The following is a 23,257-nucleotide window of genomic DNA, read 5'->3' on the forward strand; positions in this document are numbered from 1 at the left end:
CTTTTTTTATAGGGATGAAAACGATGGCTGAACCACAACCGCTGTTTGATTACGCAGGACATCTGCCGGAATGTCCGACCTGGAGTGACGCCGAGCAGGCGCTCTACTGGGCCGATATTCTGGAGTGCGAAATTCACCGTTACGACATCCGCAGCGGCGAACATCAGGTTCTGCAGTTTCCCGAAGAAGTGGGCTGCTTTGCCCTGCGCGAGAAAGGGGGCTTTATTGTGGCGCTACGCAGCGCTATCTGGCTTACCGATGCCCATGGTCTGTTGCGACGCAAAATTTGTGATAATCCGAGCAACCCGCAGCTGGCACGCTTTAACGATGGCGGCACCGATCGCGACGGGCGTTTTTATGCCGGTACATTCTGGGGGCCAGGAGATTATAACGGCGCGCTGCTGATGCGCATCAACCACGATCTCACTCCGCGGGTGATTCAGTGCGATATCCATGGCGCCAACGGTCTGGCCTTTAGCGCAGACAAGCGTTGGATGTACACCTCGGATACGCCAAACGCGGTTATCTACCGCACTCCGCTGGATGAACAGGGCGAGCCCGGTAAACGCGAAGTCTTTCGGCGTTTTCAGCCTGGAGAGGGGATTCCAGACGGGGCGGCCGTGGATGAAGAGGGTTGCTACTGGAGCGCAATGTTTGATGGCTGGCGTGTTGCCCGTTTTTCACCGACCGGTGAACAGCTGGAAGAGCATCGATTACCGGTGCGCTGCCCGACAATGGTCTGTTTTGGCGGAGCGGATATGCGCACGTTATACATCACGACCACGCGCGAAAATATGTCTGCCGACGAAGTCCAGCAATATCCGCTTTCCGGCGCTATCTTCACCCTGCCGGTGACGGTGGCAGGGATGAAGAAACCCGTATTTACAGAGCGTTAGATAGGATCGACCGGCACGACGTTTTCGCCTGGGTAGCAACCCAGAACTTTCATGGAACGGGTAATCTCGGCCAGCTCTTTTAGTGCCTTACGCATAGGCATTGATTCCAGGTTGGCCTGGATATCCAGATAAAACATCTCTTCCCACGGGTTGCCGTGAATCGGACGAGATTCCAGCTTGGTCATGATCAGGTTGTGATTGCGCAACACCAGCAGCGCTTCAACCAGCGCACCGGCCTGTTGTCCGGTTGCCATGAGCAGCGTGGTTTTTGCCGGTACCTGTTCGGAAACATTCACCGCTTTACGTGCCAGCACCAGGAAACGGGTGATGTTTTGTGTCTGATTGGCCTGGCAATGTTCAAGAACCTGCAGGCCGTACAGCGCGCCACCGGCTTCGCTACCCAGCGCGGCGACGCCCGGTGAGTTTGCCTGAGCCACTTTTTCCATCGCTGCAGAGGTGCTTTCCGTGTATTCAATTTTCCAGTGCGGATAACGGCTCAGATACTGGCTGCACTGCTGGAACGGCTGCGGGTGGCTATATACGGTCTGAATGTGCTGCGGATCGGTTGACGCCGAGACCAGAACGCAGTGATCGATTGGGATCGTGAGCTCACCGACGATCGACAGGCTGGTATGCTGCAGCAGATCGTAGACATCATTGATGCCACCGGAGCTGGTATTTTCGATAGGAACGACCGCGTAGTCGGCCTGGCCGGTTTCCACCTGGTTAAAGATATCGGCAAATTTTGCGCAGCCGCTCTCGATGAACTGTTCGAAATGGCGCGCCGCGTACTGGCGGGCGGCCAGATGTGAATATGACCCTTTTGGTCCCAGGAAAGCCACGCGCGCTGAATGCGGATTGATTTTATTCAGATGCTGCTGCAGCAGGGTTTGCTGGGTGAGAACGGAATCCTCGATAATCAGCTGAAACAGGCGGGTGATGTAGTGGGCATCCAGATGGTGGCTTTTCCCCAGCGTTATCAGACGCTCCAGCAGATCGCGCTCGCGGTCGATATCACGAACCGGACGGTGTGATGCCAGCTTCGCTTTACCGACCTCTACAGCCAGTCCGCGGCGTTCTGCCAGCAGCGCGAGCAGTTTTTCATCCAGTGCGCTGATCTTATCGCGCAGAGCCAGTAACGGGTTTTCCTCGGTCATATGTGTTGCCTTTCTTGTTATTGATTTATCAATAAAAAAGGCCTCCCGTTTGGGAGGCCTTGTTGTTCGTCTTCGCATTCTTTATCACACGACGAATCGCCTCCCGTTCAGGGGAAGGTAAAAAAGAATGCGAAGAAGAACGCTAGTCGTTTCACGATGAATTCCTTGGCTCAGTTGAGATTACAGTACCCGTACTGTTTTCATCCTGTCAATAAAAAACGCGCCCGAAGGCGCGTGGCGTTACACAATATTAAGTTAAGGATTACTCTTCTTCTTCCACAAAGCCTGCCTCTTTCACCGATGTTGCGGCGCGGCGGGCTTCCCCTTTGTGTTGCACTTTATTCAGCTGCCGTTCCAGCTTGTTGATCAATTCGTTGATTGCGACGTACATATCTTCGCTTCTTCCGCTGGCGACCAGATGCCCGTTTGGCGTATTAATGGTTGCATCAGCGACAAAACCCTGCGGCTCCTTAGAGAGAATGATGTGCGGGTTGATTAAGTGGGTTTGCCATTTATCCAATTTGGCGAGACGGTCTGCGACATGCTGGCGAATTGCCGGAGTAATTTCCATTTGTTTACTGGTAATGTTCATTGTCATAAATTTTACCTCTTGTCTTTCCCGTCTTGGTGAACCCAGCATACCTCTCCCAATGTCAAGATGTGTGATCTGCATCACATTTTAATGTCACTTTTTGTCAACGAATTCATTTTGTGAGGCAGGGCAGGAACAGGTGAGATTTTTCTTGTCGGAAAGGGGAAAGGGAGTCATATTTGATAGGATGACTCGGCGCTAAAACGCTTCAGCTCTGGCGCCTGAGCAATAAAAAACGGCAGCTCATGGCTGCCGTTTTGCTTATCTGAAAACGATCAGGTGTTTTTACCGTTAGCGGCGATAATTTTCGCCACCTTGTCTGCCTGAGCGTTCATTTGCATCTGGCGGTAGGCGTTTTCCATTTTCGGTAGCGCATCGCGAGTCGCCTGGGTATCCGGGTAGCTGCGCAGCATACCATCGACACGGTTCACGACGGCAACCCATGCGCCGCGGTCGGTGTAGTAATCAACCACTGACAGTTCGTACTTCGCCAGGCGATCCTTCAGGAACACCATACGTTTGTAGGCGTCGGTCGCATACTGGCTGTTCGGGTAGCCGCGTACCAGTTTGGAGAAGTCGTTGAAGGCATCGCGAGCGTGCTGTGGGTCGCGGTCGGAGCGATCGACCCCGAAGAATCCTTGCAGCGCACTGTCATCCAACGCCATATTTGTCAGACCACGCATATAAATGACGTAATCAATGTTAGGATGCGTAGGGTTCAGACGAACAAAGCGGTCGATGGCTGCCTGAGCCAGCGGCAGATCGGCATTTTTGTAATACGCATAAATCAGGTCCAGCTGTACCTGTTGGGAATAAGGACCGAACGGGTAGCGGTTATCCAACGCTTCCAGTTGCGTTATTGCCTGTTTCCAGTTACCGTCCTGCAGCTTTTGCTGGGCGGTCGCGTAGATTTCATTCGGCGGATTATCAGGCACCTCTTCCTTTGAGCCGGAGCAACCCACCAAAGCCAGGCTCAGTGTGGCCGCTGCCACCAGGTATTTCATGCGCGTCATGACGTTTTGACTTCCTCAAAATGTTTATGCGGGAGAATCTCTGTTCCTGCTCCCGATTAAGACCAGCTACAATAGCACACTATATTAAACGGCAAAGCCGTAAAACCCAACGTTAAACGAAGAAGCTGTATATGGCACAACGAGTACAACTCACCGCAACGGTGTCCGAAAATCAACTCGGTCAACGCTTAGATCAGGCTTTGGCCGAAATGTTCCCGGATTATTCGCGTTCGCGCATAAAAGAATGGATCCTCGACCAGCGAGTGCTGGTAAACGGCGCTGTCAGCGACAAGCCGAAAGAAAAAGTTTTAGGGGGAGAGAGCGTCTCCATCGATGTTGAAATCGAAGAAGACGTGCGCTTCGAGCCGCAGGATATTCCGCTCAATATCGTCTACGAAGATGATGACATCCTCGTGATCAATAAACCGCGCGATCTGGTTGTTCACCCGGGCGCGGGCAATCCCGACGGTACTGTGCTGAATGCGCTGCTGCACTATTATCCGCCGATTGCCGACGTACCGCGCGCGGGTATTGTTCACCGTCTGGATAAAGATACGACCGGTCTGATGGTCGTAGCGAAAACCATCCCGGCGCAAACGCGTCTGGTGGAGTCGCTGCAGCTGCGTGAAATCACCCGTGAGTATGAAGCGGTGGCAATTGGTCACATGACATCGGGCGGGACGGTAGAAGAACCTATCAGCCGTCACCCGACGAAACGTACGCATATGGCGGTGCACCCGATGGGGAAACCGGCGGTAACGCATTACCGTATTATGGAGCACTTCCGTATTCACACGCGTCTGCGTCTGCGTCTGGAAACCGGCCGTACTCACCAGATTCGTGTGCATATGGCTCACATCACCCATCCGCTGGTGGGCGATCAGGTCTACGGCGGCCGTCCGCGTCCGCCGAAAGGTGCATCGGAAGCGTTTATCACCGCTCTGCGCAAGTTTGATCGTCAGGCACTGCACGCGACGATGTTACGTCTGTACCACCCGATCAGCGGCATTGAGATGGAATGGCATGCGCCGATTCCTCAGGATATGGTTGAGCTGATTGAGGCAATGCGTGCAGATTATGAAGATCACAAGGACGATATTGACTGGCTATGACTAAACTGATTGTACCGCAATGGCCTGTGCCGGAAGGCGTGGCGGCCTGTAGCTCCACGCGTATTGGCGGCGTCAGTCTGCCTCCGTACGATTCGCTCAATCTGGGCGCCCATTGCGGAGACAATCTGCAGCACGTGGAAGAAAACCGTCGGCGGATGTTTGCCGCAGGCGGGCTACCGTCCTTTCCGGTCTGGCTGGAGCAGGTTCATGGTACCGCGGTGCTCACACTGGACGGCGGGCCATATGAGTCAAAACGGGCGGATGCGTCATACTGCAATACACCGGGCACGGTGTGTGCGGTGATGACGGCGGACTGCCTGCCGGTTCTTTTTTGTAATCGCGCAGGGACGGAAGTTGCCGCCGCTCATGCCGGCTGGCGCGGATTATGCGACGGTGTGCTGGAAGCTACGGTCGCATGTTTCGCCGATAAGCCGGAAAACATTCTGGCCTGGCTTGGCCCGGCGATCGGTCCCGAGGCTTTTGAAGTCGGTCCGGAAGTGCGGGATGCGTTTATAATCAAGGACGGGAAAGCGGAAGACGCTTTCCGCCCCGTCGGCGAAAAATATTTTGCTGATATCTATCGGCTGGCTCGTCAGCGCTTAGCCAATGTCGGCGTGACGCAGATCTTCGGTGGCGATCGCTGTACGCTAAGCGAAAAGGATGATTTTTTCTCTTATCGTCGCGATAAGATGACGGGTCGTATGGCGAGTTTTATCTGGTTGAGATAACCTGGCGAATCAAGACGGTCCAGAAGGCAAACTTATTTTTCGCATAGTTCAGGTCTTTAACCTTGAATAATTGAGGGATGACCTCATTTAATCTCCAGTAGCAAATTTGACCTGTTATGGGAGGAGTTATGCGTCTGGATCGTCTTACCAATAAATTCCAGCTTGCTCTTGCCGATGCCCAGTCGCTTGCACTCGGGCACGACAACCAATTCATCGAACCTCTTCATTTAATGAGCGCCTTGCTGAATCAGGAAGGGGGATCGGTACGTCCTTTATTAACTTCTGCGGGCATTAACGCCGGAGAGTTAAGCACCAGTATTACTCAGGCGCTGAGCCGTTTACCACAGGTGGAAGGCACCGGTGGTGACGTACAGCCGTCCCAGGATTTGGTGCGTATTCTGAACCTTTGCGACAAGCTGGCGCAAAAGAGGAAGGACAATTTTATTTCGTCGGAACTCTTCGTTCTGGCGGCGCTTGAATCACGCGGTACGCTGACCGACCTTTTAAAATCCGCCGGAGCAACAACCGCCAACGTGACTCAGGCGATTGAACAAATGCGCGGAGGTGAAAGCGTGAACGATCAGGGTACCGAAGACCAACGTCAGGCATTGAAGAAATTTACGGTCGATCTGACCGAACGGGCAGAACAAGGCAAACTGGATCCGGTCATTGGTCGTGACGAAGAGATTCGTCGTACGATCCAGGTTCTGCAGCGGCGGACTAAAAATAACCCGGTGCTGATTGGTGAGCCTGGCGTCGGTAAAACCGCCATTGTTGAAGGACTGGCACAGCGTATCGTCAACGGTGAAGTACCGGAAGGGCTGAAAGGTCGCCGGGTACTGGCGCTGGATATGGGGGCGCTGGTGGCCGGGGCGAAATATCGCGGCGAGTTCGAAGAGCGCCTGAAAGGGGTGCTGAACGATCTGGCGAAACAGGAAGGCAACGTCATTCTGTTTATTGACGAGCTGCACACCATGGTCGGGGCGGGGAAAGCGGACGGCGCGATGGATGCCGGTAATATGCTCAAACCTGCTTTGGCGCGCGGAGAGTTGCACTGCGTCGGCGCAACGACGCTCGATGAGTATCGTCAGTATATTGAAAAAGATGCTGCGCTGGAGCGTCGTTTCCAGAAAGTGTTTGTGGCTGAGCCAAGCGTTGAAGATACCATCGCGATCCTGCGTGGTCTGAAAGAGCGTTATGAGCTGCACCACCATGTACAGATCACTGACCCGGCGATCGTCGCAGCGGCAACCTTGTCGCATCGTTATATTGCTGACCGGCAGCTGCCGGATAAAGCTATTGACCTGATCGATGAAGCGGCATCCAGCATTCGTATGCAGATTGACTCGAAGCCGGAGGAGCTCGACCGACTCGACAGACGTATTATTCAGCTCAAGCTGGAACAGCAGGCGCTGAAGAAAGAAGCCGATGAGGCCAGTCTGAAACGTCTGGATATGTTGAATGAAGAGCTGGCAGATAAAGAACGTCAGTATTCCGTATTAGAAGAAGAGTGGAAGGCGGAGAAAGCCTCTCTTTCCGGTACGCAGACAATTAAAGCCGAACTGGAGCAGGCTAAAATTGCGATTGAGCAGGCGCGTCGCGTCGGCGATCTCGCGCGGATGTCCGAGCTACAGTACGGCAAAATCCCGGAGCTGGAAAAACAGCTGGCAGCGGCTACGCAGTCTGAAGGTAAAACGATGCGTCTGTTGCGTAATAAAGTGACGGATGCGGAAATTGCGGAAGTGCTGGCGCGCTGGACCGGTATTCCGGTCGCGCGAATGATGGAAGGCGAGCGTGAAAAACTGCTGCGTATGGAGCAGGAACTGCATAGCCGGGTGATTGGTCAGAACGAAGCGGTTGAAGCCGTATCCAATGCGATCCGTCGTAGCCGGGCCGGGCTGTCCGATCCTAACCGTCCAATCGGGTCGTTCCTGTTCCTTGGACCAACCGGTGTCGGTAAAACGGAGCTGTGCAAAACGCTGGCGAACTTTATGTTTGATAGCGATGATGCCATGGTGCGTATCGATATGTCTGAGTTTATGGAGAAACACTCCGTATCGCGTCTGGTCGGTGCGCCTCCGGGATATGTCGGTTATGAAGAGGGCGGGTACCTGACGGAAGCGGTACGTCGTCGTCCTTATTCTGTCATCCTGCTGGATGAAGTAGAAAAGGCTCATCCGGATGTGTTTAACATCCTGTTGCAGGTGCTGGATGACGGTCGTCTGACCGATGGGCAGGGGAGAACGGTCGATTTCCGTAATACGGTTGTGATTATGACCTCTAACCTTGGTTCAGATCTGATTCAGGAGCGTTTCGGCGAGCTGGATTACAGTCATATGAAAGATCTGATTCTGGGTGTGGTCAGTCAAAACTTCCGCCCGGAATTTATCAACCGTATCGATGAAGTCGTGGTCTTCCACCCGCTTGGTGAAAAACACATTGCTTCTATCGCTCAGATTCAGCTGCAGCGTCTGTACAAACGTCTGGAAGAACGTGGCTACGAAGTTCACATGTCCGATGAGGCGCTGAAATTGCTGAGTGCGAATGGTTATGATCCGGTGTATGGCGCTCGTCCGTTAAAACGCGCTATCCAGCAGCAGATCGAAAACCCGCTGGCACAGCAAATTCTTTCCGGCGAGCTGATCCCCGGTAAAGAAGTTCAGCTGGTGGTGAAAGATGACCATATAGTGGCAGTGCAGTAAATCACAAAACGACAAAAACGGGCCCTCGGGGCTCGTTTTTGTTTAAAAACCAGGCAAGAATTAAAGTCCGGATGCGGTATTGTTTAATAAGTGAGCGAACGGAACATTTATTTGAATTTAGACTTGCCACATCAGAATTACCCCCTATAATGCGCCTCCACTGACACGGAACAACGGCTTACAGGCCGCCGGGTTAGCGGGGTTCAGCGATGAACACCGACAGAGAAAAGCAAAAATAAATGCTTGACTCTGAATGAGGAAAACGTAATATACGGGACCTCGCGACAGAGCGCTCAGCGCCGTCGCACTGCTCTTTAACAATTTATCAGACAATCTGTGTGGGCACTCAAAGTGACATGGATTCTTAACGTCCTCGGACGAAAAATGAATACCAAGTCTCTGAGTGAACACGTAATTCATTACGAAGTTTAATTCACGAGCATCAAACTTAAATTGAAGAGTTTGATCATGGCTCAGATTGAACGCTGGCGGCAGGCCTAACACATGCAAGTCGAGCGGTAGCACAGAGAGCTTGCTCTCGGGTGACGAGCGGCGGACGGGTGAGTAATGTCTGGGAAACTGCCTGATGGAGGGGGATAACTACTGGAAACGGTAGCTAATACCGCATAACGTCGCAAGACCAAAGTGGGGGACCTTCGGGCCTCATGCCATCAGATGTGCCCAGATGGGATTAGCTAGTAGGTGGGGTAATGGCTCACCTAGGCGACGATCCCTAGCTGGTCTGAGAGGATGACCAGCCACACTGGAACTGAGACACGGTCCAGACTCCTACGGGAGGCAGCAGTGGGGAATATTGCACAATGGGCGCAAGCCTGATGCAGCCATGCCGCGTGTATGAAGAAGGCCTTCGGGTTGTAAAGTACTTTCAGCGAGGAGGAAGGCGTTAAGGTTAATAACCTTAGCGATTGACGTTACTCGCAGAAGAAGCACCGGCTAACTCCGTGCCAGCAGCCGCGGTAATACGGAGGGTGCAAGCGTTAATCGGAATTACTGGGCGTAAAGCGCACGCAGGCGGTCTGTTAAGTCAGATGTGAAATCCCCGGGCTCAACCTGGGAACTGCATTTGAAACTGGCAGGCTTGAGTCTTGTAGAGGGGGGTAGAATTCCAGGTGTAGCGGTGAAATGCGTAGAGATCTGGAGGAATACCGGTGGCGAAGGCGGCCCCCTGGACAAAGACTGACGCTCAGGTGCGAAAGCGTGGGGAGCAAACAGGATTAGATACCCTGGTAGTCCACGCTGTAAACGATGTCGACTTGGAGGTTGTTCCCTTGAGGAGTGGCTTCCGGAGCTAACGCGTTAAGTCGACCGCCTGGGGAGTACGGCCGCAAGGTTAAAACTCAAATGAATTGACGGGGGCCCGCACAAGCGGTGGAGCATGTGGTTTAATTCGATGCAACGCGAAGAACCTTACCTACTCTTGACATCCAGAGAACTTAGCAGAGATGCTTTGGTGCCTTCGGGAACTCTGAGACAGGTGCTGCATGGCTGTCGTCAGCTCGTGTTGTGAAATGTTGGGTTAAGTCCCGCAACGAGCGCAACCCTTATCCTTTGTTGCCAGCGATTCGGTCGGGAACTCAAAGGAGACTGCCAGTGATAAACTGGAGGAAGGTGGGGATGACGTCAAGTCATCATGGCCCTTACGAGTAGGGCTACACACGTGCTACAATGGCATATACAAAGAGAAGCGACCTCGCGAGAGCAAGCGGACCTCATAAAGTATGTCGTAGTCCGGATTGGAGTCTGCAACTCGACTCCATGAAGTCGGAATCGCTAGTAATCGTAGATCAGAATGCTACGGTGAATACGTTCCCGGGCCTTGTACACACCGCCCGTCACACCATGGGAGTGGGTTGCAAAAGAAGTAGGTAGCTTAACCTTCGGGAGGGCGCTTACCACTTTGTGATTCATGACTGGGGTGAAGTCGTAACAAGGTAACCGTAGGGGAACCTGCGGTTGGATCACCTCCTTACCTGAAAGAACCTGCCTTTGTAGTGCTCACACAGATTGTCTGATGAAAAGTAAATAGCAAGGCGTCTTGCGATTGAGACTTCAGTGTCCCCTTCGTCTAGAGGCCCAGGACACCGCCCTTTCACGGCGGTAACAGGGGTTCGAATCCCCTAGGGGACGCCACTTGCTGGTTCGTGAGTGAAAGTCACCGACCTCTATATCTCAAAACTGATTCTCAGGAATCACGTTTGAGATATTTGCTCTTTAAAAATCTGGATCAAGCTGAAAATTGAAACGACACACTGTTTCCTTTCTCCGTAATAAGAAAGGAAAAAGCGGTGTGTTCGAGTCTCTCAAATTTTCGCAACGCGGACTGTTTTACGAAACAGTTTCGGGTTGTGAGGTTAAGCGACTAAGCGTACACGGTGGATGCCCTGGCAGTCAGAGGCGATGAAGGACGTGCTAATCTGCGATAAGCGTCGGTAAGGTGATATGAACCGTTATAACCGGCGATTTCCGAATGGGGAAACCCAGTGCAATTCGTTGCACTATCGTTAAGTGAATACATAGCTTAACGAAGCGAACCGGGGGAACTGAAACATCTAAGTACCCCGAGGAAAAGAAATCAACCGAGATTCCCCCAGTAGCGGCGAGCGAACGGGGAGCAGCCCAGAGTCTGAATCAGCGCGTGTGTTAGTGGAACGGTCTGGAAAGTCCGGCGGTACAGGGTGATAGCCCCGTACACTAAAATGCACACGCTGTGAACTCGAAGAGTAGGGCGGGACACGTGGTATCCTGTCTGAATATGGGGGGACCATCCTCCAAGGCTAAATACTCCTGACTGACCGATAGTGAACCAGTACCGTGAGGGAAAGGCGAAAAGAACCCCGGCGAGGGGAGTGAAAAAGAACCTGAAACCGTGTACGTACAAGCAGTGGGAGCCTACTTGTTAGGTGACTGCGTACCTTTTGTATAATGGGTCAGCGACTTATATTCTGTAGCAAGGTTAACCGTATAGGGGAGCCGCAGGGAAACCGAGTCTTAACTGGGCGTTAAGTTGCAGGGTATAGACCCGAAACCCGGTGATCTAGCCATGGGCAGGTTGAAGGTTGGGTAACACTAACTGGAGGACCGAACCGACTAATGTTGAAAAATTAGCGGATGACTTGTGGCTGGGGGTGAAAGGCCAATCAAACCGGGAGATAGCTGGTTCTCCCCGAAAGCTATTTAGGTAGCGCCTCGTGAACTCATCTTCGGGGGTAGAGCACTGTTTCGGCTAGGGGGTCATCCCGACTTACCAACCCGATGCAAACTACGAATACCGAAGAATGTTATCACGGGAGACACACGGCGGGTGCTAACGTCCGTCGTGAAGAGGGAAACAACCCAGACCGCCAGCTAAGGTCCCAAAGTCATGGTTAAGTGGGAAACGATGTGGGAAGGCACAGACAGCCAGGATGTTGGCTTAGAAGCAGCCATCATTTAAAGAAAGCGTAATAGCTCACTGGTCGAGTCGGCCTGCGCGGAAGATGTAACGGGGCTAAACCATGCACCGAAGCTGCGGCAGCGACACTATGTGTTGTTGGGTAGGGGAGCGTTCTGTAAGCCGTTGAAGGTGGCCTGTGAGGGTTGCTGGAGGTATCAGAAGTGCGAATGCTGACATAAGTAACGATAAAGCGGGTGAAAAGCCCGCTCGCCGGAAGACCAAGGGTTCCTGTCCAACGTTAATCGGGGCAGGGTGAGTCGACCCCTAAGGCGAGGCCGAAAGGCGTAGTCGATGGGAAACAGGTTAATATTCCTGTACTCGGTGTTACTGCGAAGGGGGGACGGAGAAGGCTATGTTAGCCGGGCGACGGTTGTCCCGGTTTAAGCATGTAGGCGGGAAGTTTAGGTAAATCCGGACTTCTTTTAACGCTGAGGTGTGATGACGAGGCACTACGGTGCTGAAGTAACAAATGCCCTGCTTCCAGGAAAAGCCTCTAAGCATCAGGTAACAACGAATCGTACCCCAAACCGACACAGGTGGTCAGGTAGAGAATACCAAGGCGCTTGAGAGAACTCGGGTGAAGGAACTAGGCAAAATGGTGCCGTAACTTCGGGAGAAGGCACGCTGATGGTAGGTGAAGCGACTTGCTCGTGGAGCTGAAATCAGTCGAAGATACCAGCTGGCTGCAACTGTTTATTAAAAACACAGCACTGTGCAAACACGAAAGTGGACGTATACGGTGTGACGCCTGCCCGGTGCCGGAAGGTTAATTGATGGGGTTATCCGTAAGGAGAAGCTCTTGATCGAAGCCCCGGTAAACGGCGGCCGTAACTATAACGGTCCTAAGGTAGCGAAATTCCTTGTCGGGTAAGTTCCGACCTGCACGAATGGCGTAATGATGGCCAGGCTGTCTCCACCCGAGACTCAGTGAAATTGAACTCGCTGTGAAGATGCAGTGTACCCGCGGCAAGACGGAAAGACCCCGTGAACCTTTACTATAGCTTGACACTGAACATTGAGCCTTGATGTGTAGGATAGGTGGGAGGCTTTGAAGCGTGGACGCCAGTCTGCGTGGAGCCAACCTTGAAATACCACCCTTTAATGTTTGATGTTCTAACGTAGACCCCTAATCGGGGTTGCGGACAGTGTCTGGTGGGTAGTTTGACTGGGGCGGTCTCCTCCCAAAGAGTAACGGAGGAGCACGAAGGTTAGCTAATCCTGGTCGGACATCAGGAGGTTAGTGCAATGGCATAAGCTAGCTTGACTGCGAGCGTGACGGCGCGAGCAGGTGCGAAAGCAGGTCATAGTGATCCGGTGGTTCTGAATGGAAGGGCCATCGCTCAACGGATAAAAGGTACTCCGGGGATAACAGGCTGATACCGCCCAAGAGTTCATATCGACGGCGGTGTTTGGCACCTCGATGTCGGCTCATCACATCCTGGGGCTGAAGTAGGTCCCAAGGGTATGGCTGTTCGCCATTTAAAGTGGTACGCGAGCTGGGTTTAGAACGTCGTGAGACAGTTCGGTCCCTATCTGCCGTGGGCGCTGGAGAATTGAGGGGGGCTGCTCCTAGTACGAGAGGACCGGAGTGGACGCATCACTGGTGTTCGGGTTGTCATGCCAATGGCATTGCCCGGTAGCTAAATGCGGAAAAGATAAGTGCTGAAAGCATCTAAGCACGAAACTTGCCCCGAGATGAGTTCTCCCTGACTCCTTGAGAGTCCTGAAGGAACGTTGAAGACGACGACGTTGATAGGTCGGGTGTGTAAGCGTAGCGATACGTTGAGCTAACCGATACTAATGAACCGTGAGGCTTAACCTTACAACGCCGAAGCTGTTTTGGCGAAGAGACGAAATGTTCAGCTTGATTACAGATTAAATCATCGCGCAGGAATGCGGGGTGAAAACAGAATTTGCCTGGCGGCGATAGCGCGGTGGTCCCACCTGACCCCATGCCGAACTCAGAAGTGAAACGCCGTAGCGCCGATGGTAGTGTGGGGTCTCCCCATGTGAGAGTAGGGAACTGCCAGGCATCAAACACGCGAAGAAACCTCATGCGAAAGCATGGGGTTTTTTTGTTTGTCTGCTGTTTGCCATAAACGGCCAGGCATCAAATCAGTCAGAAGCCCGTCCTCACGGACGGGCTTTTTGCGTTTTTGTCCCGATACAAAGCGTTCGGACTGCTAAGCAGCAATCTATCTGTTTGTTCAGACAACATAAAAGCCTGCCGTAGCCCCCTCATCACCATATTTCACTTTATCCCCGTTCAGGCTTTAGCGTTAATCCCGAAAACCACGCGACGAAAAAAAATGTGAGTTTAATCACATATAAATAAATAACAATTATATAACATTTGGTTTACTAATTGATTTGTCTCAGTGACGTGGCACGCCCGATAAGACAGATTGCAGTCTTTGCTGGAGCAGGATGACAATGGCAGAAAGCAGTATTAATGAACGGGGAACGCTGGAGCAAAGCGATACCCGCCGCCGCATATGGGCGATTGTAGGCGCATCTTCGGGGAATCTGGTTGAATGGTTTGATTTTTATGTCTATTCATTCTGCTCTCTCTATTTTGCACATATCTTTTTCCCTTCCGGAAACACCACCACTCAGTTACTACAAACTGCCGGGGTTTTTGCCGCCGGGTTCCTGATGCGCCCGATTGGCGGCTGGCTGTTTGGTCGTATTGCCGATCGCCGCGGACGTAAAGCCTCTATGCTCATTTCCGTATGCATGATGTGCATGGGCTCGCTGGTGATTGCCTGTCTGCCCGGCTATGCAACGATTGGCACATGGGCACCAGCATTATTACTTCTGGCGCGCCTGTTTCAGGGGATATCCGTCGGGGGGGAGTACGGTACCAGTGCAACCTATATGAGTGAGGTTGCCGTAGAAGGCAAGAAAGGCTTCTACGCATCATTCCAGTACGTGACGCTCATCGGTGGTCAGCTTCTGGCGGTGCTTGTGGTGGTGGCCCTACAGCAAATTCTTAGCGATGAGCAGCTGCACGCCTGGGGATGGCGGATACCGTTTGCGCTTGGGGCGGTACTTGCTGTAGTGGCCCTGTGGCTACGTCGCCAGCTGGATGAAACATCTAAGCAGGAGACGCGGGCATTAAAAGAGGCCGGCTCGTTCAAGGGGTTATGGCGCAATCGGAAAGCATTTCTGATGGTCCTGGGTTTCACCGCCGCCGGGTCGTTAAGCTTTTATACCTTCACGACCTATATGCAGAAATACCTGGTCAATACGGCGGGCATGAGCGCCGGTACAGCCAGTGTGATTATGACCGCGGCACTGTTTGTCTATATGCTGGCCCAACCGTTATTTGGCGCGCTATCGGACAAAATAGGTCGCCGGACATCAATGCTCTGTTTTGGCTCATTAGCGACGCTCTTTACCGTGCCGATCCTGAGTGCGCTGCAGGGCGTAACCTCACCCTACGCCGCATTTGGATTGGTTATCTGCGCGTTGATGATCGTGAGTTTCTATACCTCGATCAGCGGTATTCTGAAGGCGGAGATGTTCCCGGCTCAGGTACGCGCCCTGGGCGTTGGCCTGTCGTATGCGGTGGCAAATGCTCTGTTTGGCGGCTCGGCTGAATATGTCGCCCTGTCGCTAAAATCGGTCGGCGTTGAGCATGTCTTTTACTGGTACGTTACCGTGATGAGCGCGATTGCGTTTCTGGTCTCTCTGATGCTGCATCGTAAGGGCAAGGGATTACGACTTTAGGTCTACTGGTGCGCCAGCTGCCACACGGCATAACCCGTCGTGGCGCCGGCCACATCCCACGCGAAATCCTTCCAGCTCCAGCCGCTTCCTGCCGGACGGCTGTCCCAGAGTTCTTTCGAAGCCCCCAGACTGACGGAAAACATCAGGCCAATGGCCGCGCTTCGATCGCGACTGTAGCCCTGATGCTGGGCATATTCGTTACCGGCCGCCGAGAGCATTGCCGAGGCCAGAAAATGCTGGGCCTTATCCTGACCGCTCCATGAATCATGTGCCATATGGCTACAGCCGGTGAGCAGCAACGGGGTCATAATGATAAAAGTGCGCATACACATTCCAGAAAAAAGCCCCGGCGATACGGGGCAGATATTCAGAGAATACGGCTGATCAAGCGGTCGATACGGATGCGCCTCAGGCGGCGAATCAGTTTGCGTACCTTGACCGGGTAATCCGCAATGCTTTGCAGATCGCGATAGTGTTTAACGACCGTCGTGTGCTGACGAATCAGATGCAGCTCTTTTTCACGCATCGCGCCGAGCTGATGCTGCGGATCGTGAATCAGAATCGCATTTTCCAGATCCAGGCGCCAGGCGCGCGGATTGAGGTTATTACCGGTGAGCAGCATCCACTCATCATCAACCCACATTCCCTTAAGGTGATAGCTGTTGTCGTCATCTTTCCACAGACGAACAATCAACTGGTCAGTATTAACATAATACTGCAGTCGGCTGAGGAAGCGGCGGAGGTTGATTTCATACAGATAGGGGAGTGCGCCGATAATCTTAAACGGCTGATCTTCAGGAATATAGAAGTCATTCGCTGTTTTATCGCCAACGATAATCTCTACCTGCTTCCCGCTACGCAGTAGCTGAATGATGTTACGCACCAGAAGAGCCGGAAGGTTGAAATAGGGCGTACAAATCGTCAGCTTACGCTCAGCGCAGGGCATCAGGTGGAAGATGGTTTTATTCAGCAGGCTCGATTTGCCCAGGCCGACCAGCGGCGTGACCGACAGCCGATCGTCATCCGCATTGCCAGAGAAATGATAGCCGCTGTCACGCAGTTCCTGGCGGTACTGGCGGATATCGTTTTTGATTTCCGGGCTTTTCGGGCGATCGGCGCTGTCGAGACGGTTTACGCCGCGGCCTTCAACCAGATTGTGTTCGACCCAATCGAACATCACATCGGCCATTTTGCCATTGCGAATACACTGATAGCGGTCGTAACGATACTTATCATGCTGATGCAGATAGACATCGTTCAGGCTTGCCCCGCTGTACAGGACGCAATCATCGATAATAAAACCTTTGAAGTGCAGCACGCCGAGGGCTTCCCGGGTATTGACCGGCACGCCATAAACCGGGACATCGACGCCGGGGTTTTCCTGCGCCATGCGACAGTACCAGTCGGCATTCGTGTTCGCTGCCGCTGCGCCAATACGTCCACGTTGGGCGCGATGCCAGTCAACCAGAACGCGAACATCTAGCTCCGGACGCTGACGCTTGGCATCGTAAAGTGCCTGCAGAATTCCTTTGCCGCCATCATCCTGCTCCAGATAGAGCGCAACAATACAAATACGCTGGGTGGCGTGGGCTATCTTTGCCAGTAACGCTTGCCGAAAATCCGCAGGAGCGTAAAAGAACTCGATATCATCAACTGACTGAGAAAGCTTAGGGAGTTGGGCAAGGTGTTGTTGATGTTTATTACGCTTAAATTTTGACAACATCACAGTGCGTTTCTTCTCTGTTTATTGAAGGGTCTTCTGTACCATGCAGACGACGTAAGCGGGCAATAATAACATTACTGTTCGCGAATGTGGTCAACAATTGCGGTCGCCAGTTTATGATTGTTGTGGTGCCAGTTGCAGGGACAAACTCACAATCCCGTCCTCCAGCTGAATATCAACCGCGAACCCCAGCTTCCTGGCAAGGCCGATCATGCCTCTGTTATTGGGCATGGTGATGCCATTTAGCCGCTGCAGACCGTGGCTTTGGGTGTAGGCAATCAGCTTTTCCAGCAGCCGCCGGCCTAAACCTAACCCCTTCAGATCGGAACGAACCAGTACGGCAAATTCCGCATCAATGTTATCAGGATCGGAGATGGCTCGCGTTACGCCAAGGATCTCATTGCCTTCGGCGCTGGTGCGTACGGCAACAAACGCCATTTCTCGATCGTAGTCGATCTGCGTCATATTGGCTAAGTCATCGTGAGTAAATTCATTGATTTCGCTGAAATAACGATAGTACAGATCTTCTTTCGTTACCTGACCGATAAAGGCCAGAAGCAGCGGCTCATCTTCCGGCAGGATCGGGCGAAACAGACAGCGCTCGCCATTTTTCATCACCACCCACTCTTCCTGCTGCTGCGGATAAGGGCGGATGGCCAGCCGGCTTTCGCTGTCGCCGCTAAACGGCGCAAGGGCCAGCGTGACGTCAAGCGCGGTGAACTCGTTACCCGAAGCGAGCAGCGGGTGAATATCCAGCCGCTGGATCTCCGGACAATCGACGATGAGATTCGATACCTGGACCAGAAGTTGGCTCAGGCCAGACACATCCAGCGGGCGCAGCGCGCTGCGGCCACGGATCTTCTTACTTTTGATCGCCTGGATCACCAGGTATCGGGCCAGATTCATATTTAACGGCGGGAGGGCGACGGCGGCCTGATCTTCCGCACGCCATTCGACGCCACCTTCGCCCAGCATAATCAGCGGGCCGAACACCGGATCGTGCTCAACGACGACCCGCAGCTCCTGCGCGCCGGCGCGGTTGGCCATACTTTGTACCAGCAGACCGTGAATACGTGCCTGGGGCCAGGCCATTTTCACGCGGTCGAAAATAGCATCCGCCGCCTGCTGCACTTCCGTGGCGGTACGCAAATAGAGCATCACGCCCTGAACTTCCGATTTGTGCGGAATATCCGGCGAGCGCAGTTTCAGCGCCACCGGGTAGCCAATTTGTTCGGCGATGTGCACCGCTTCGGCGCTGTCGGCGGCAATCCATGTCGGTAAGGTGTGGATCCCGTAAGCGTGCAATACCGGGCTCACTTCATGGGTGTCTAACGAACGGGCGCCTTCGCGAATCGCTTGCTGCAACAACATATGGGCTTCTGCGCTATTGGCGGTCACCGTATCCGACAGAACCGGCGTCTCCCGGAGCTGTTTTTGGTTACGTCGGTACTCCACCATATGCATAAAAGCGGTAATGGTTCCTTCCGGCGTGCGGTAGGTTGGCAAGCCAGCATCGCTGAACAGGCGGCGGGCTTCCTGAGAAGAGTATTCACCACACCAGTTCGTTAGTACCGTGACATATTTACCGCGCGGATGTTGTTTCAGCGCGTCGATCAGGGCGAGGGCGCTTTCGGTTCCCGGGGCGGCGGCGCTGGGGGAATGAATCACCAACAGGGCGTCGTAATCCTGGCTATCCAGCAGAACGTTCAGCGCCTTGAGATAGTGTTCGCTGCTGGCATCGTCACGGAGATCCAGCGGGTTAGCGATGCCGATACCGCCCGGCAGCGCCTGGCGTAGTTTTTCACAGGTCTCTTCGCCGAGAGTAGCAAGCTTGCCGTTTCGTAGCCACAGTTCATCCAGCGCCAGCGCCGCAGGAGCGGCACCGTTGCTGATGATCATCAGTTTCTCACCGCGCAGCGGGCGCATATGGCTGAGGGTTTCAACCGCCGAGAAGAGCTCATGAGTATCCTGCACGCGCAGTAAGCCCGCTCGCTGAATCGCGGCGTCCCAGGCCGGATCCATACCCGAATTGACGTGGAGCAGCTTTTGCGCGGCTGGACTGCGGCCGCTTTTGATCACCAGGATCGGTTTATTACGCGATGCACTGCGCGCCGCGGACACGAAGCGTCGGGCGTCACTCAGGTGTTCAAGGTAGAGCAGAATGGCGCTGGTTTTACTGTCGCGGGCAAGGAAGTCGAGGAGGTCGTCGACATCAATATCCAGGCTATCCCCAAGCGCAATAAAGTAAGAGAAGCCCATTTCGCGCTGCTGCGCCCAGTCAAGAATGGTATTGGAAACCGCTGCGGACTGGGAGATAAACGCCAGCTTGCCGCGATGAATCGGTACCGGCGAAAAGCTGGCATTCAGCCCCTGCCAGGGCGCAAGCAGGCCCAGACTGTTGGGGCCAAGCAGACGCATTTGATAGCGTGCGGCGCATTCGAGCAGCACGGGATATTGTTCCGGCGGAGAGGAGAGAATAATGCAGGTCTTGCACCCCTTTTGCCCCAGCGCGTCCAGCAGCTCGGGGTTTCGCCGGGCGTTGGTACAAAGCACGGCCAGGTCCGGGGTGAATGGCAGGCTGTCGATGGTTGGCCAGGCCAGTACGCCCAGAACGGCCTTCCAGGCCGGGGTGACGGGCAGGACCGGGCCGTTGAATCCCCCGGCCAGCAGGTTACGCATCATCAGATAACCGGCGCGCTGTGGTTTCATTGATGCGCCAATAACGGCGATCGACTTCGGCCGCAGCAGTGCTTCCAGGCCTCGTTGGCTCATACCGGTCTCCTTTGATCCCCAGTGACCGAATGATTTTAAACGCTTTCTGCCATTTGTGCTGTGATGCTGCCCTTATGCTGCGTTTTTCCCGCCAGATAGCGGGTACGGAACAGACTAAAATGATCGCCAAGTGCGCGGGCGGCTTTCCGATCGTCGGCAAGATCCAGCAGCGCAATGGCCACTTCCGCGGTGCAATACTGCCCCTCGGCATGCGCTTCTCTCAGGTGATAGGCCGAAATACGTGACAGATCGACAGAGATGACCGGCAGCGCGTCAAGATACGGGCTTTTACGAAACATTTTGCGCGCTTCCGTCCAGGTTCCGTCAAGCATGATAAACAGCGGCGGTTTCCCCGCCGGCGGGGCGCTCAGCACCTGGCGTTCCGCCCCGGCGTAAGAGGCCGGGAAGACCACCATTGGCTGGTAATCCGGGTTGGCGACCAGATCGAGTAACGCCTGCGGCGGCTCGGTTCGTGACCATTGAAAGGCTTCCGTATCCGGCAGAATGTCGGCAATAAGACGCCCGGTATTGCTTGGCTTCATCGGCTCGGTATCGAACATCACCAGGCAGAAACGACTGGCGGCCGTTGTTGGCGCCAGGGTTGCGCACAGGCACTGCTTCAGCGGTAACAGACAGCGTTGGCAGCGATGGACCCGGTTACCGCGCGCGAGAAAAGGCCGGGTCGCGCGAGCGAGACGTTCGGCGCGAAGGCGAAGGACGGCGTTATCAATCATAAAGTGTCGCTAAGAAAAAACGACATTGTCGCAGAGGTGAAAAAGGGGCACAAGCTGTGCCCCGGTAGGTTTACTGCGCGTTGGCTTCATTAAGCCAGCTGTCGAACGGCGCTTTTGGTACCGCGCCGTTAAGCATGTCGATGACTTCGCCCTTTTTAAAGATCATAATGGTCGGAATACTGCGGATGCGGAAACGCGCGCTCAGCTCGCGTTCAGCTTCGGTGTTCACTTTTACGAAGCGCATCTGGCCGCTGCGTTCTTCCGCGACGTCTTCAAAGATCGGCGCAAAATTACGGCAAGGACCGCACCATGGCGCCCAGAAATCGACTACAACGGGCAGATCGTCCTTCAGTAGTTTATCCAGCGTTGCCCCGGTCGCGTTGATGACGTCGCCGTCAAAAAGATCGTGGCCGCAGCGTCCGCATTTAGCGCCATCGGCACTACGATCGTCGGGGATGCGGTTCAGAGCCTGACAACTGGCACAAACGGTATTCATAACTAACCTCTGGTTATGGGTTGCAACGTGGCACGTGGCCGATTTGTTTCTTTAATGTTACATATTATCGATTAGCAGCGATTAAACAACAATGCGTTTTGTTCGATGAATACGATAGACCCTATCTTTTAAACGAAATCATGGCGCAGCGGTGACACATCGGGTAATCTTCGCGCTTCGCGCAGCGCAGGTGGAGAAAATTGATGAGCGACGAACTGAAAAATAAAAGCGGCAAGGTCAAAGTGATGTATGTCCGCAGTGATGATGATTCTGACAGACGCACCCATAACCCGCGTACCGGGAAAGGGGGAGGACGCCCAGGAAAATCTCGTGTTGACGGCCGTAGCCGCCCTGCCCGCGATGAACGTAACAGCCGCGGCGATGACCGCAAACGTGACGATCGTAAACGCGATGATTTCGATCGTGACAGCTCTTCTCCGTGGCGTACCGTCTCGCGAGCACCAAACGATGATGCGGCGGTGAAGCCGGATCACGGCGGGATCAGCGGTAAAAGCTTTATCGATCCGGAAGTATTACGTCGCCAGCGCGCGGAAGAGACCCGCGTTTACGGTGAGAATGCTTGTCAGGCACTGTTCCAGAGCCGTCCGGAAGCGATTGTTCGCGCCTGGTTTGTGCAGAGCGTTACCCCGCGTTTCAAAGAGGCGCTGCGCTGGATGGCGGCGAACCGCAAAGCTTATCACGTGGTTGATGAAGCTGAACTGGCAAAAGCGTCCGGTACCGAGCATCACGGCGGCGTTTGCTTCCTGATTAAGAAACGTAACGGTACCTCCGTGGCTCAGTGGGTCGCCAAAGCCGATGCCGAAGATTGCGTTCTGGCGCTGGAAGATGTCGGTAACCCGCACAACCTCGGTGCGATCATGCGTAGCTGTGCGCATTTTGGTGTCAAGGGTGTGGTGGTGCAGGATGCCGGCATGCTGGAATCTGGCGCGGCAATCCGTACCGCAGAAGGTGGTGCAGAACACGTCGAACCGATCACCGGCGACAGCTTTATCGACACTCTGGAGCAGTTCCGCAAAGCGGGCTACGCTATTGTTTCGACCTCCAGCCATAACGGTACGCCGTTACATAAGGCTGAGCTGCCGAAGAAAATGGTGCTGGCATTAGGCCAGGAGCGCGATGGCCTGTCTGATGCGGCGATCTCCAGTGCCGATCTTAACGTTGCCATTGAAGGTACCGGCAATGTTGAAAGCCTGAACGTTTCCGTAGCGACCGGCGTATTGCTGGCCGAGTGGTGGCGTCAGAATAAGGTCTGATGGCCGAGTTCAGTTGAAAAAATGCCAGCGTTACGCTGGCATTTTTGTTTCTGCAAAAGGCGGAGGTCAGGCATCTCCGGCCGGTAATACCGGCATCCAGTCAATGGGAGACTCGCCGCGCTCGGCCAGCCACTGGTTAGTCTGGACGAAGTGATTACTGCCAAAGAAGCCGCGATGGGCGGAAAGCGGCGAAGGATGCGGCGCTTTCAGCACGCAATGGCGTTGCCTGTCGATAATCGCCCCTTTTTTCTGCGCATGGGCGCCCCACAGTAAAAATACAACCCCTTGCCGATGTTCGTTGATCAATGAAATGACCTTATCGGTAAAGGTTTCCCAGCCAAGACTGGCATGCGAATGGGCCTGACCTGCCCGCACCGTCAGGACCGTATTAAGCAGCAGTACCCCTTGTCGTGCCCAGCTCTCCAGATAACCATGCGTCGGACGGCTGAATCCCGGAATCGTCCCTTCCAGTTCTTTATACATATTGAGCAGCGACGGCGGCGTCTGAATCCCCGGAAGCACGGAAAAGGCCAGGCCGTGAGCCTGTCCGGGCCCGTGATACGGATCTTGCCCAAGAATAACCACTTTGACATCGCCAAGTTCGGTATAACGAAAGGCATTGAAGACATCTTTTTGCGGCGGATAAATCGTCATACCCGACTGGCGCTCTTCGGCGACAGTTTTGAGGGTATTCACAAAATAGGGCTGCTGCTTCTCTTCCGCCAGCACGTCGTGCCAGGTCAACGGGGTGGTCATCTTGCTCTCCTGCAAAGTGTCATTGCTATAGCTTAACTGCTTCTTTCTGCATAACAAAATCCCCGGTGTCTGACTGACGGTTTGTATGCAAAAAAAAATTGAAAATTTACAAAAAT

The 23,257-nt window shown here is 53.8% G+C and carries 16 protein-coding genes, 1 tRNA gene, 3 rRNA genes and 1 other annotated feature; of the genes, 10 read left to right on the forward strand and 10 right to left on the reverse strand.

The window, feature by feature from the left end; genetic code table 11:
* Window positions 1–23 precede the first annotated feature (23 nt).
* Window positions 24–896 (forward strand): SMP-30/gluconolactonase/LRE family protein, encoded by an 873-nt coding sequence (locus AC236I_RS06060; RefSeq protein WP_004866520.1) that lies wholly within the window; start codon window positions 24–26, stop codon window positions 894–896.
* Here the strand turns inward: AC236I_RS06060 and pheA are convergent.
* From pheA to bamD, 4 genes are all read right to left on the reverse strand, one after another.
* Window positions 893–2,053, reverse strand: a complete 1,161-nt coding sequence (gene pheA / locus AC236I_RS06065) for a bifunctional chorismate mutase/prephenate dehydratase (RefSeq protein ID WP_004866518.1) — start codon at window positions 2,051–2,053, stop codon at window positions 893–895. The two genes, AC236I_RS06060 and pheA, sit on opposite strands and share 4 nt — an antisense overlap.
* A 31-nt stretch (window positions 2,054–2,084) precedes the next feature.
* Window positions 2,085–2,209: a sequence feature (Phe leader region), on the reverse strand.
* Window positions 2,161–2,208 (reverse strand): pheA operon leader peptide PheL, encoded by a 48-nt coding sequence (gene pheL / locus AC236I_RS06070; protein ID WP_193312497.1) that lies wholly within the window; start codon window positions 2,206–2,208, stop codon window positions 2,161–2,163. It overlaps the preceding feature by 48 nt.
* Before the next feature lie 106 nt (window positions 2,210–2,315).
* Complete coding sequence (gene raiA, locus AC236I_RS06075) at window positions 2,316–2,651, reverse strand: ribosome-associated translation inhibitor RaiA (RefSeq protein WP_004866516.1); 336 nt, start codon at window positions 2,649–2,651, stop codon at window positions 2,316–2,318.
* A gap of 269 nt (window positions 2,652–2,920) precedes the next feature.
* Window positions 2,921–3,658: an outer membrane protein assembly factor BamD gene (bamD, locus tag AC236I_RS06080; RefSeq protein WP_004866513.1), complete on the reverse strand. Its 738-nt coding sequence runs from the start codon at window positions 3,656–3,658 to the stop codon at window positions 2,921–2,923.
* Between the two features lie 131 nt (window positions 3,659–3,789).
* Here bamD and rluD point away from each other — a divergent pair, with 131 nt between their 5' ends.
* The 8 genes from rluD (at window position 3,790) to AC236I_RS06120 (ending at window position 15,386) form a co-directional block, all read left to right on the forward strand.
* A complete protein-coding gene (gene rluD, locus AC236I_RS06085) occupies window positions 3,790–4,770 on the forward strand; it encodes a 23S rRNA pseudouridine(1911/1915/1917) synthase RluD (RefSeq protein WP_004866507.1) in 981 nt (326 codons plus the stop codon).
* Window positions 4,767–5,498: a purine nucleoside phosphorylase YfiH gene (gene yfiH / locus AC236I_RS06090; RefSeq protein ID WP_004866503.1), complete on the forward strand. Its 732-nt coding sequence runs from the start codon at window positions 4,767–4,769 to the stop codon at window positions 5,496–5,498. The genes rluD and yfiH overlap by 4 nt, the downstream gene beginning before the upstream one ends.
* A gap of 128 nt (window positions 5,499–5,626) precedes the next feature.
* Window positions 5,627–8,200, forward strand: coding sequence for an ATP-dependent chaperone ClpB (gene clpB / locus AC236I_RS06095; protein WP_487608713.1), 2,574 nt, complete (start codon window positions 5,627–5,629; stop codon window positions 8,198–8,200).
* 450 nt (window positions 8,201–8,650) lie between these two features.
* Window positions 8,651–10,190: ribosomal RNA gene (locus AC236I_RS06100) — 16S ribosomal RNA — on the forward strand.
* A gap of 85 nt (window positions 10,191–10,275) precedes the next feature.
* Window positions 10,276–10,351, forward strand: a tRNA-Glu gene (locus AC236I_RS06105).
* 219 nt (window positions 10,352–10,570) lie between these two features.
* A 23S ribosomal RNA gene (locus AC236I_RS06110) occupies window positions 10,571–13,476 on the forward strand.
* Between the two features lie 94 nt (window positions 13,477–13,570).
* Window positions 13,571–13,686 (forward strand): 5S ribosomal RNA (gene rrf, locus AC236I_RS06115).
* Together the 16S, 23S and 5S rRNA genes with 1 tRNA gene alongside form the textbook arrangement of a ribosomal RNA operon.
* 401 nt (window positions 13,687–14,087) lie before the next feature.
* Window positions 14,088–15,386, forward strand: coding sequence for an MFS transporter (locus tag AC236I_RS06120; RefSeq protein WP_004866498.1), 1,299 nt, complete (start codon window positions 14,088–14,090; stop codon window positions 15,384–15,386).
* A gap of 2 nt (window positions 15,387–15,388) precedes the next feature.
* Here AC236I_RS06120 and AC236I_RS06125 read toward each other — a convergent pair whose 3' ends face one another.
* From AC236I_RS06125 to trxC, 5 genes are all read right to left on the reverse strand, one after another.
* On the reverse strand, window positions 15,389–15,712 hold the full coding sequence (locus AC236I_RS06125) for a YfiM family lipoprotein (protein ID WP_004866495.1): 324 nt from the start codon (window positions 15,710–15,712) through the stop codon (window positions 15,389–15,391).
* 41 nt (window positions 15,713–15,753) lie between these two features.
* The gene (gene pssA, locus AC236I_RS06130; RefSeq protein ID WP_032718074.1) at window positions 15,754–17,109 is read right to left on the reverse strand and encodes a CDP-diacylglycerol--serine O-phosphatidyltransferase; all 1,356 of its coding nucleotides are present in this window, start codon (window positions 17,107–17,109) and stop codon (window positions 15,754–15,756) included.
* A gap of 114 nt (window positions 17,110–17,223) precedes the next feature.
* Window positions 17,224–19,881 carry a bifunctional acetate--CoA ligase family protein/GNAT family N-acetyltransferase gene (locus AC236I_RS06135; protein ID WP_015583688.1) on the reverse strand — a complete coding sequence of 886 codons (2,658 nt, stop codon included), beginning with the start codon at window positions 19,879–19,881 and terminating at the stop codon, window positions 17,224–17,226.
* 35 nt (window positions 19,882–19,916) lie between these two features.
* Complete coding sequence (gene tapT / locus AC236I_RS06140) at window positions 19,917–20,615, reverse strand: tRNA-uridine aminocarboxypropyltransferase (RefSeq protein ID WP_004866485.1); 699 nt, start codon at window positions 20,613–20,615, stop codon at window positions 19,917–19,919.
* A 70-nt stretch (window positions 20,616–20,685) separates the two neighbouring features.
* Window positions 20,686–21,111: a thioredoxin TrxC gene (gene trxC, locus AC236I_RS06145; RefSeq protein ID WP_004866483.1), complete on the reverse strand. Its 426-nt coding sequence runs from the start codon at window positions 21,109–21,111 to the stop codon at window positions 20,686–20,688.
* A 203-nt stretch (window positions 21,112–21,314) separates the two neighbouring features.
* Here trxC and AC236I_RS06150 point away from each other — a divergent pair, with 203 nt between their 5' ends.
* On the forward strand, window positions 21,315–22,385 hold the full coding sequence (locus tag AC236I_RS06150; protein WP_004866478.1) for a tRNA/rRNA methyltransferase: 1,071 nt from the start codon (window positions 21,315–21,317) through the stop codon (window positions 22,383–22,385).
* A gap of 66 nt (window positions 22,386–22,451) precedes the next feature.
* Here the strand turns inward: AC236I_RS06150 and ung are convergent, their stop codons facing one another.
* On the reverse strand, window positions 22,452–23,141 hold the full coding sequence (gene ung / locus AC236I_RS06155; RefSeq protein ID WP_071359718.1) for a uracil-DNA glycosylase: 690 nt from the start codon (window positions 23,139–23,141) through the stop codon (window positions 22,452–22,454).
* Between the last annotated feature and the right edge of the window lie 116 nt (window positions 23,142–23,257).

It is taken from the genome of Klebsiella sp. Sb-30 (assembly GCF_057652795.1).

Excerpts from the sequence above, each read along its gene's own strand:
- pssA (WP_032718074.1), bottom strand. The coding sequence starts at position 17,109 with ATGTTGTCAAAATTTAAGCGTAATAAACATCAACAACACCTTGCCCAA.
- ung (WP_071359718.1), bottom strand. The coding sequence starts at position 23,141 with ATGACCACCCCGTTGACCTGGCACGACGTGCTGGCGGAAGAGAAGCAG.
- AC236I_RS06120 (WP_004866498.1), top strand. The coding sequence starts at position 14,088 with ATGGCAGAAAGCAGTATTAATGAACGGGGAACGCTGGAGCAAAGCGAT.
- raiA (WP_004866516.1), bottom strand. The coding sequence starts at position 2,651 with ATGACAATGAACATTACCAGTAAACAAATGGAAATTACTCCGGCAATT.
- yfiH (WP_004866503.1), top strand. The coding sequence starts at position 4,767 with ATGACTAAACTGATTGTACCGCAATGGCCTGTGCCGGAAGGCGTGGCG.
- AC236I_RS06125 (WP_004866495.1), bottom strand. The coding sequence starts at position 15,712 with ATGCGCACTTTTATCATTATGACCCCGTTGCTGCTCACCGGCTGTAGC.
- rluD (WP_004866507.1), top strand. The coding sequence starts at position 3,790 with ATGGCACAACGAGTACAACTCACCGCAACGGTGTCCGAAAATCAACTC.
- AC236I_RS06060 (WP_004866520.1), top strand. The coding sequence starts at position 24 with ATGGCTGAACCACAACCGCTGTTTGATTACGCAGGACATCTGCCGGAA.
- pheA (WP_004866518.1), bottom strand. The coding sequence starts at position 2,053 with ATGACCGAGGAAAACCCGTTACTGGCTCTGCGCGATAAGATCAGCGCA.
- tapT (WP_004866485.1), bottom strand. The coding sequence starts at position 20,615 with ATGATTGATAACGCCGTCCTTCGCCTTCGCGCCGAACGTCTCGCTCGC.
- clpB (WP_487608713.1), top strand. The coding sequence starts at position 5,627 with ATGCGTCTGGATCGTCTTACCAATAAATTCCAGCTTGCTCTTGCCGAT.
- bamD (WP_004866513.1), bottom strand. The coding sequence starts at position 3,658 with ATGACGCGCATGAAATACCTGGTGGCAGCGGCCACACTGAGCCTGGCT.
- AC236I_RS06135 (WP_015583688.1), bottom strand. The coding sequence starts at position 19,881 with ATGAGCCAACGAGGCCTGGAAGCACTGCTGCGGCCGAAGTCGATCGCC.
- AC236I_RS06150 (WP_004866478.1), top strand. The coding sequence starts at position 21,315 with ATGAGCGACGAACTGAAAAATAAAAGCGGCAAGGTCAAAGTGATGTAT.
- trxC (WP_004866483.1), bottom strand. The coding sequence starts at position 21,111 with ATGAATACCGTTTGTGCCAGTTGTCAGGCTCTGAACCGCATCCCCGAC.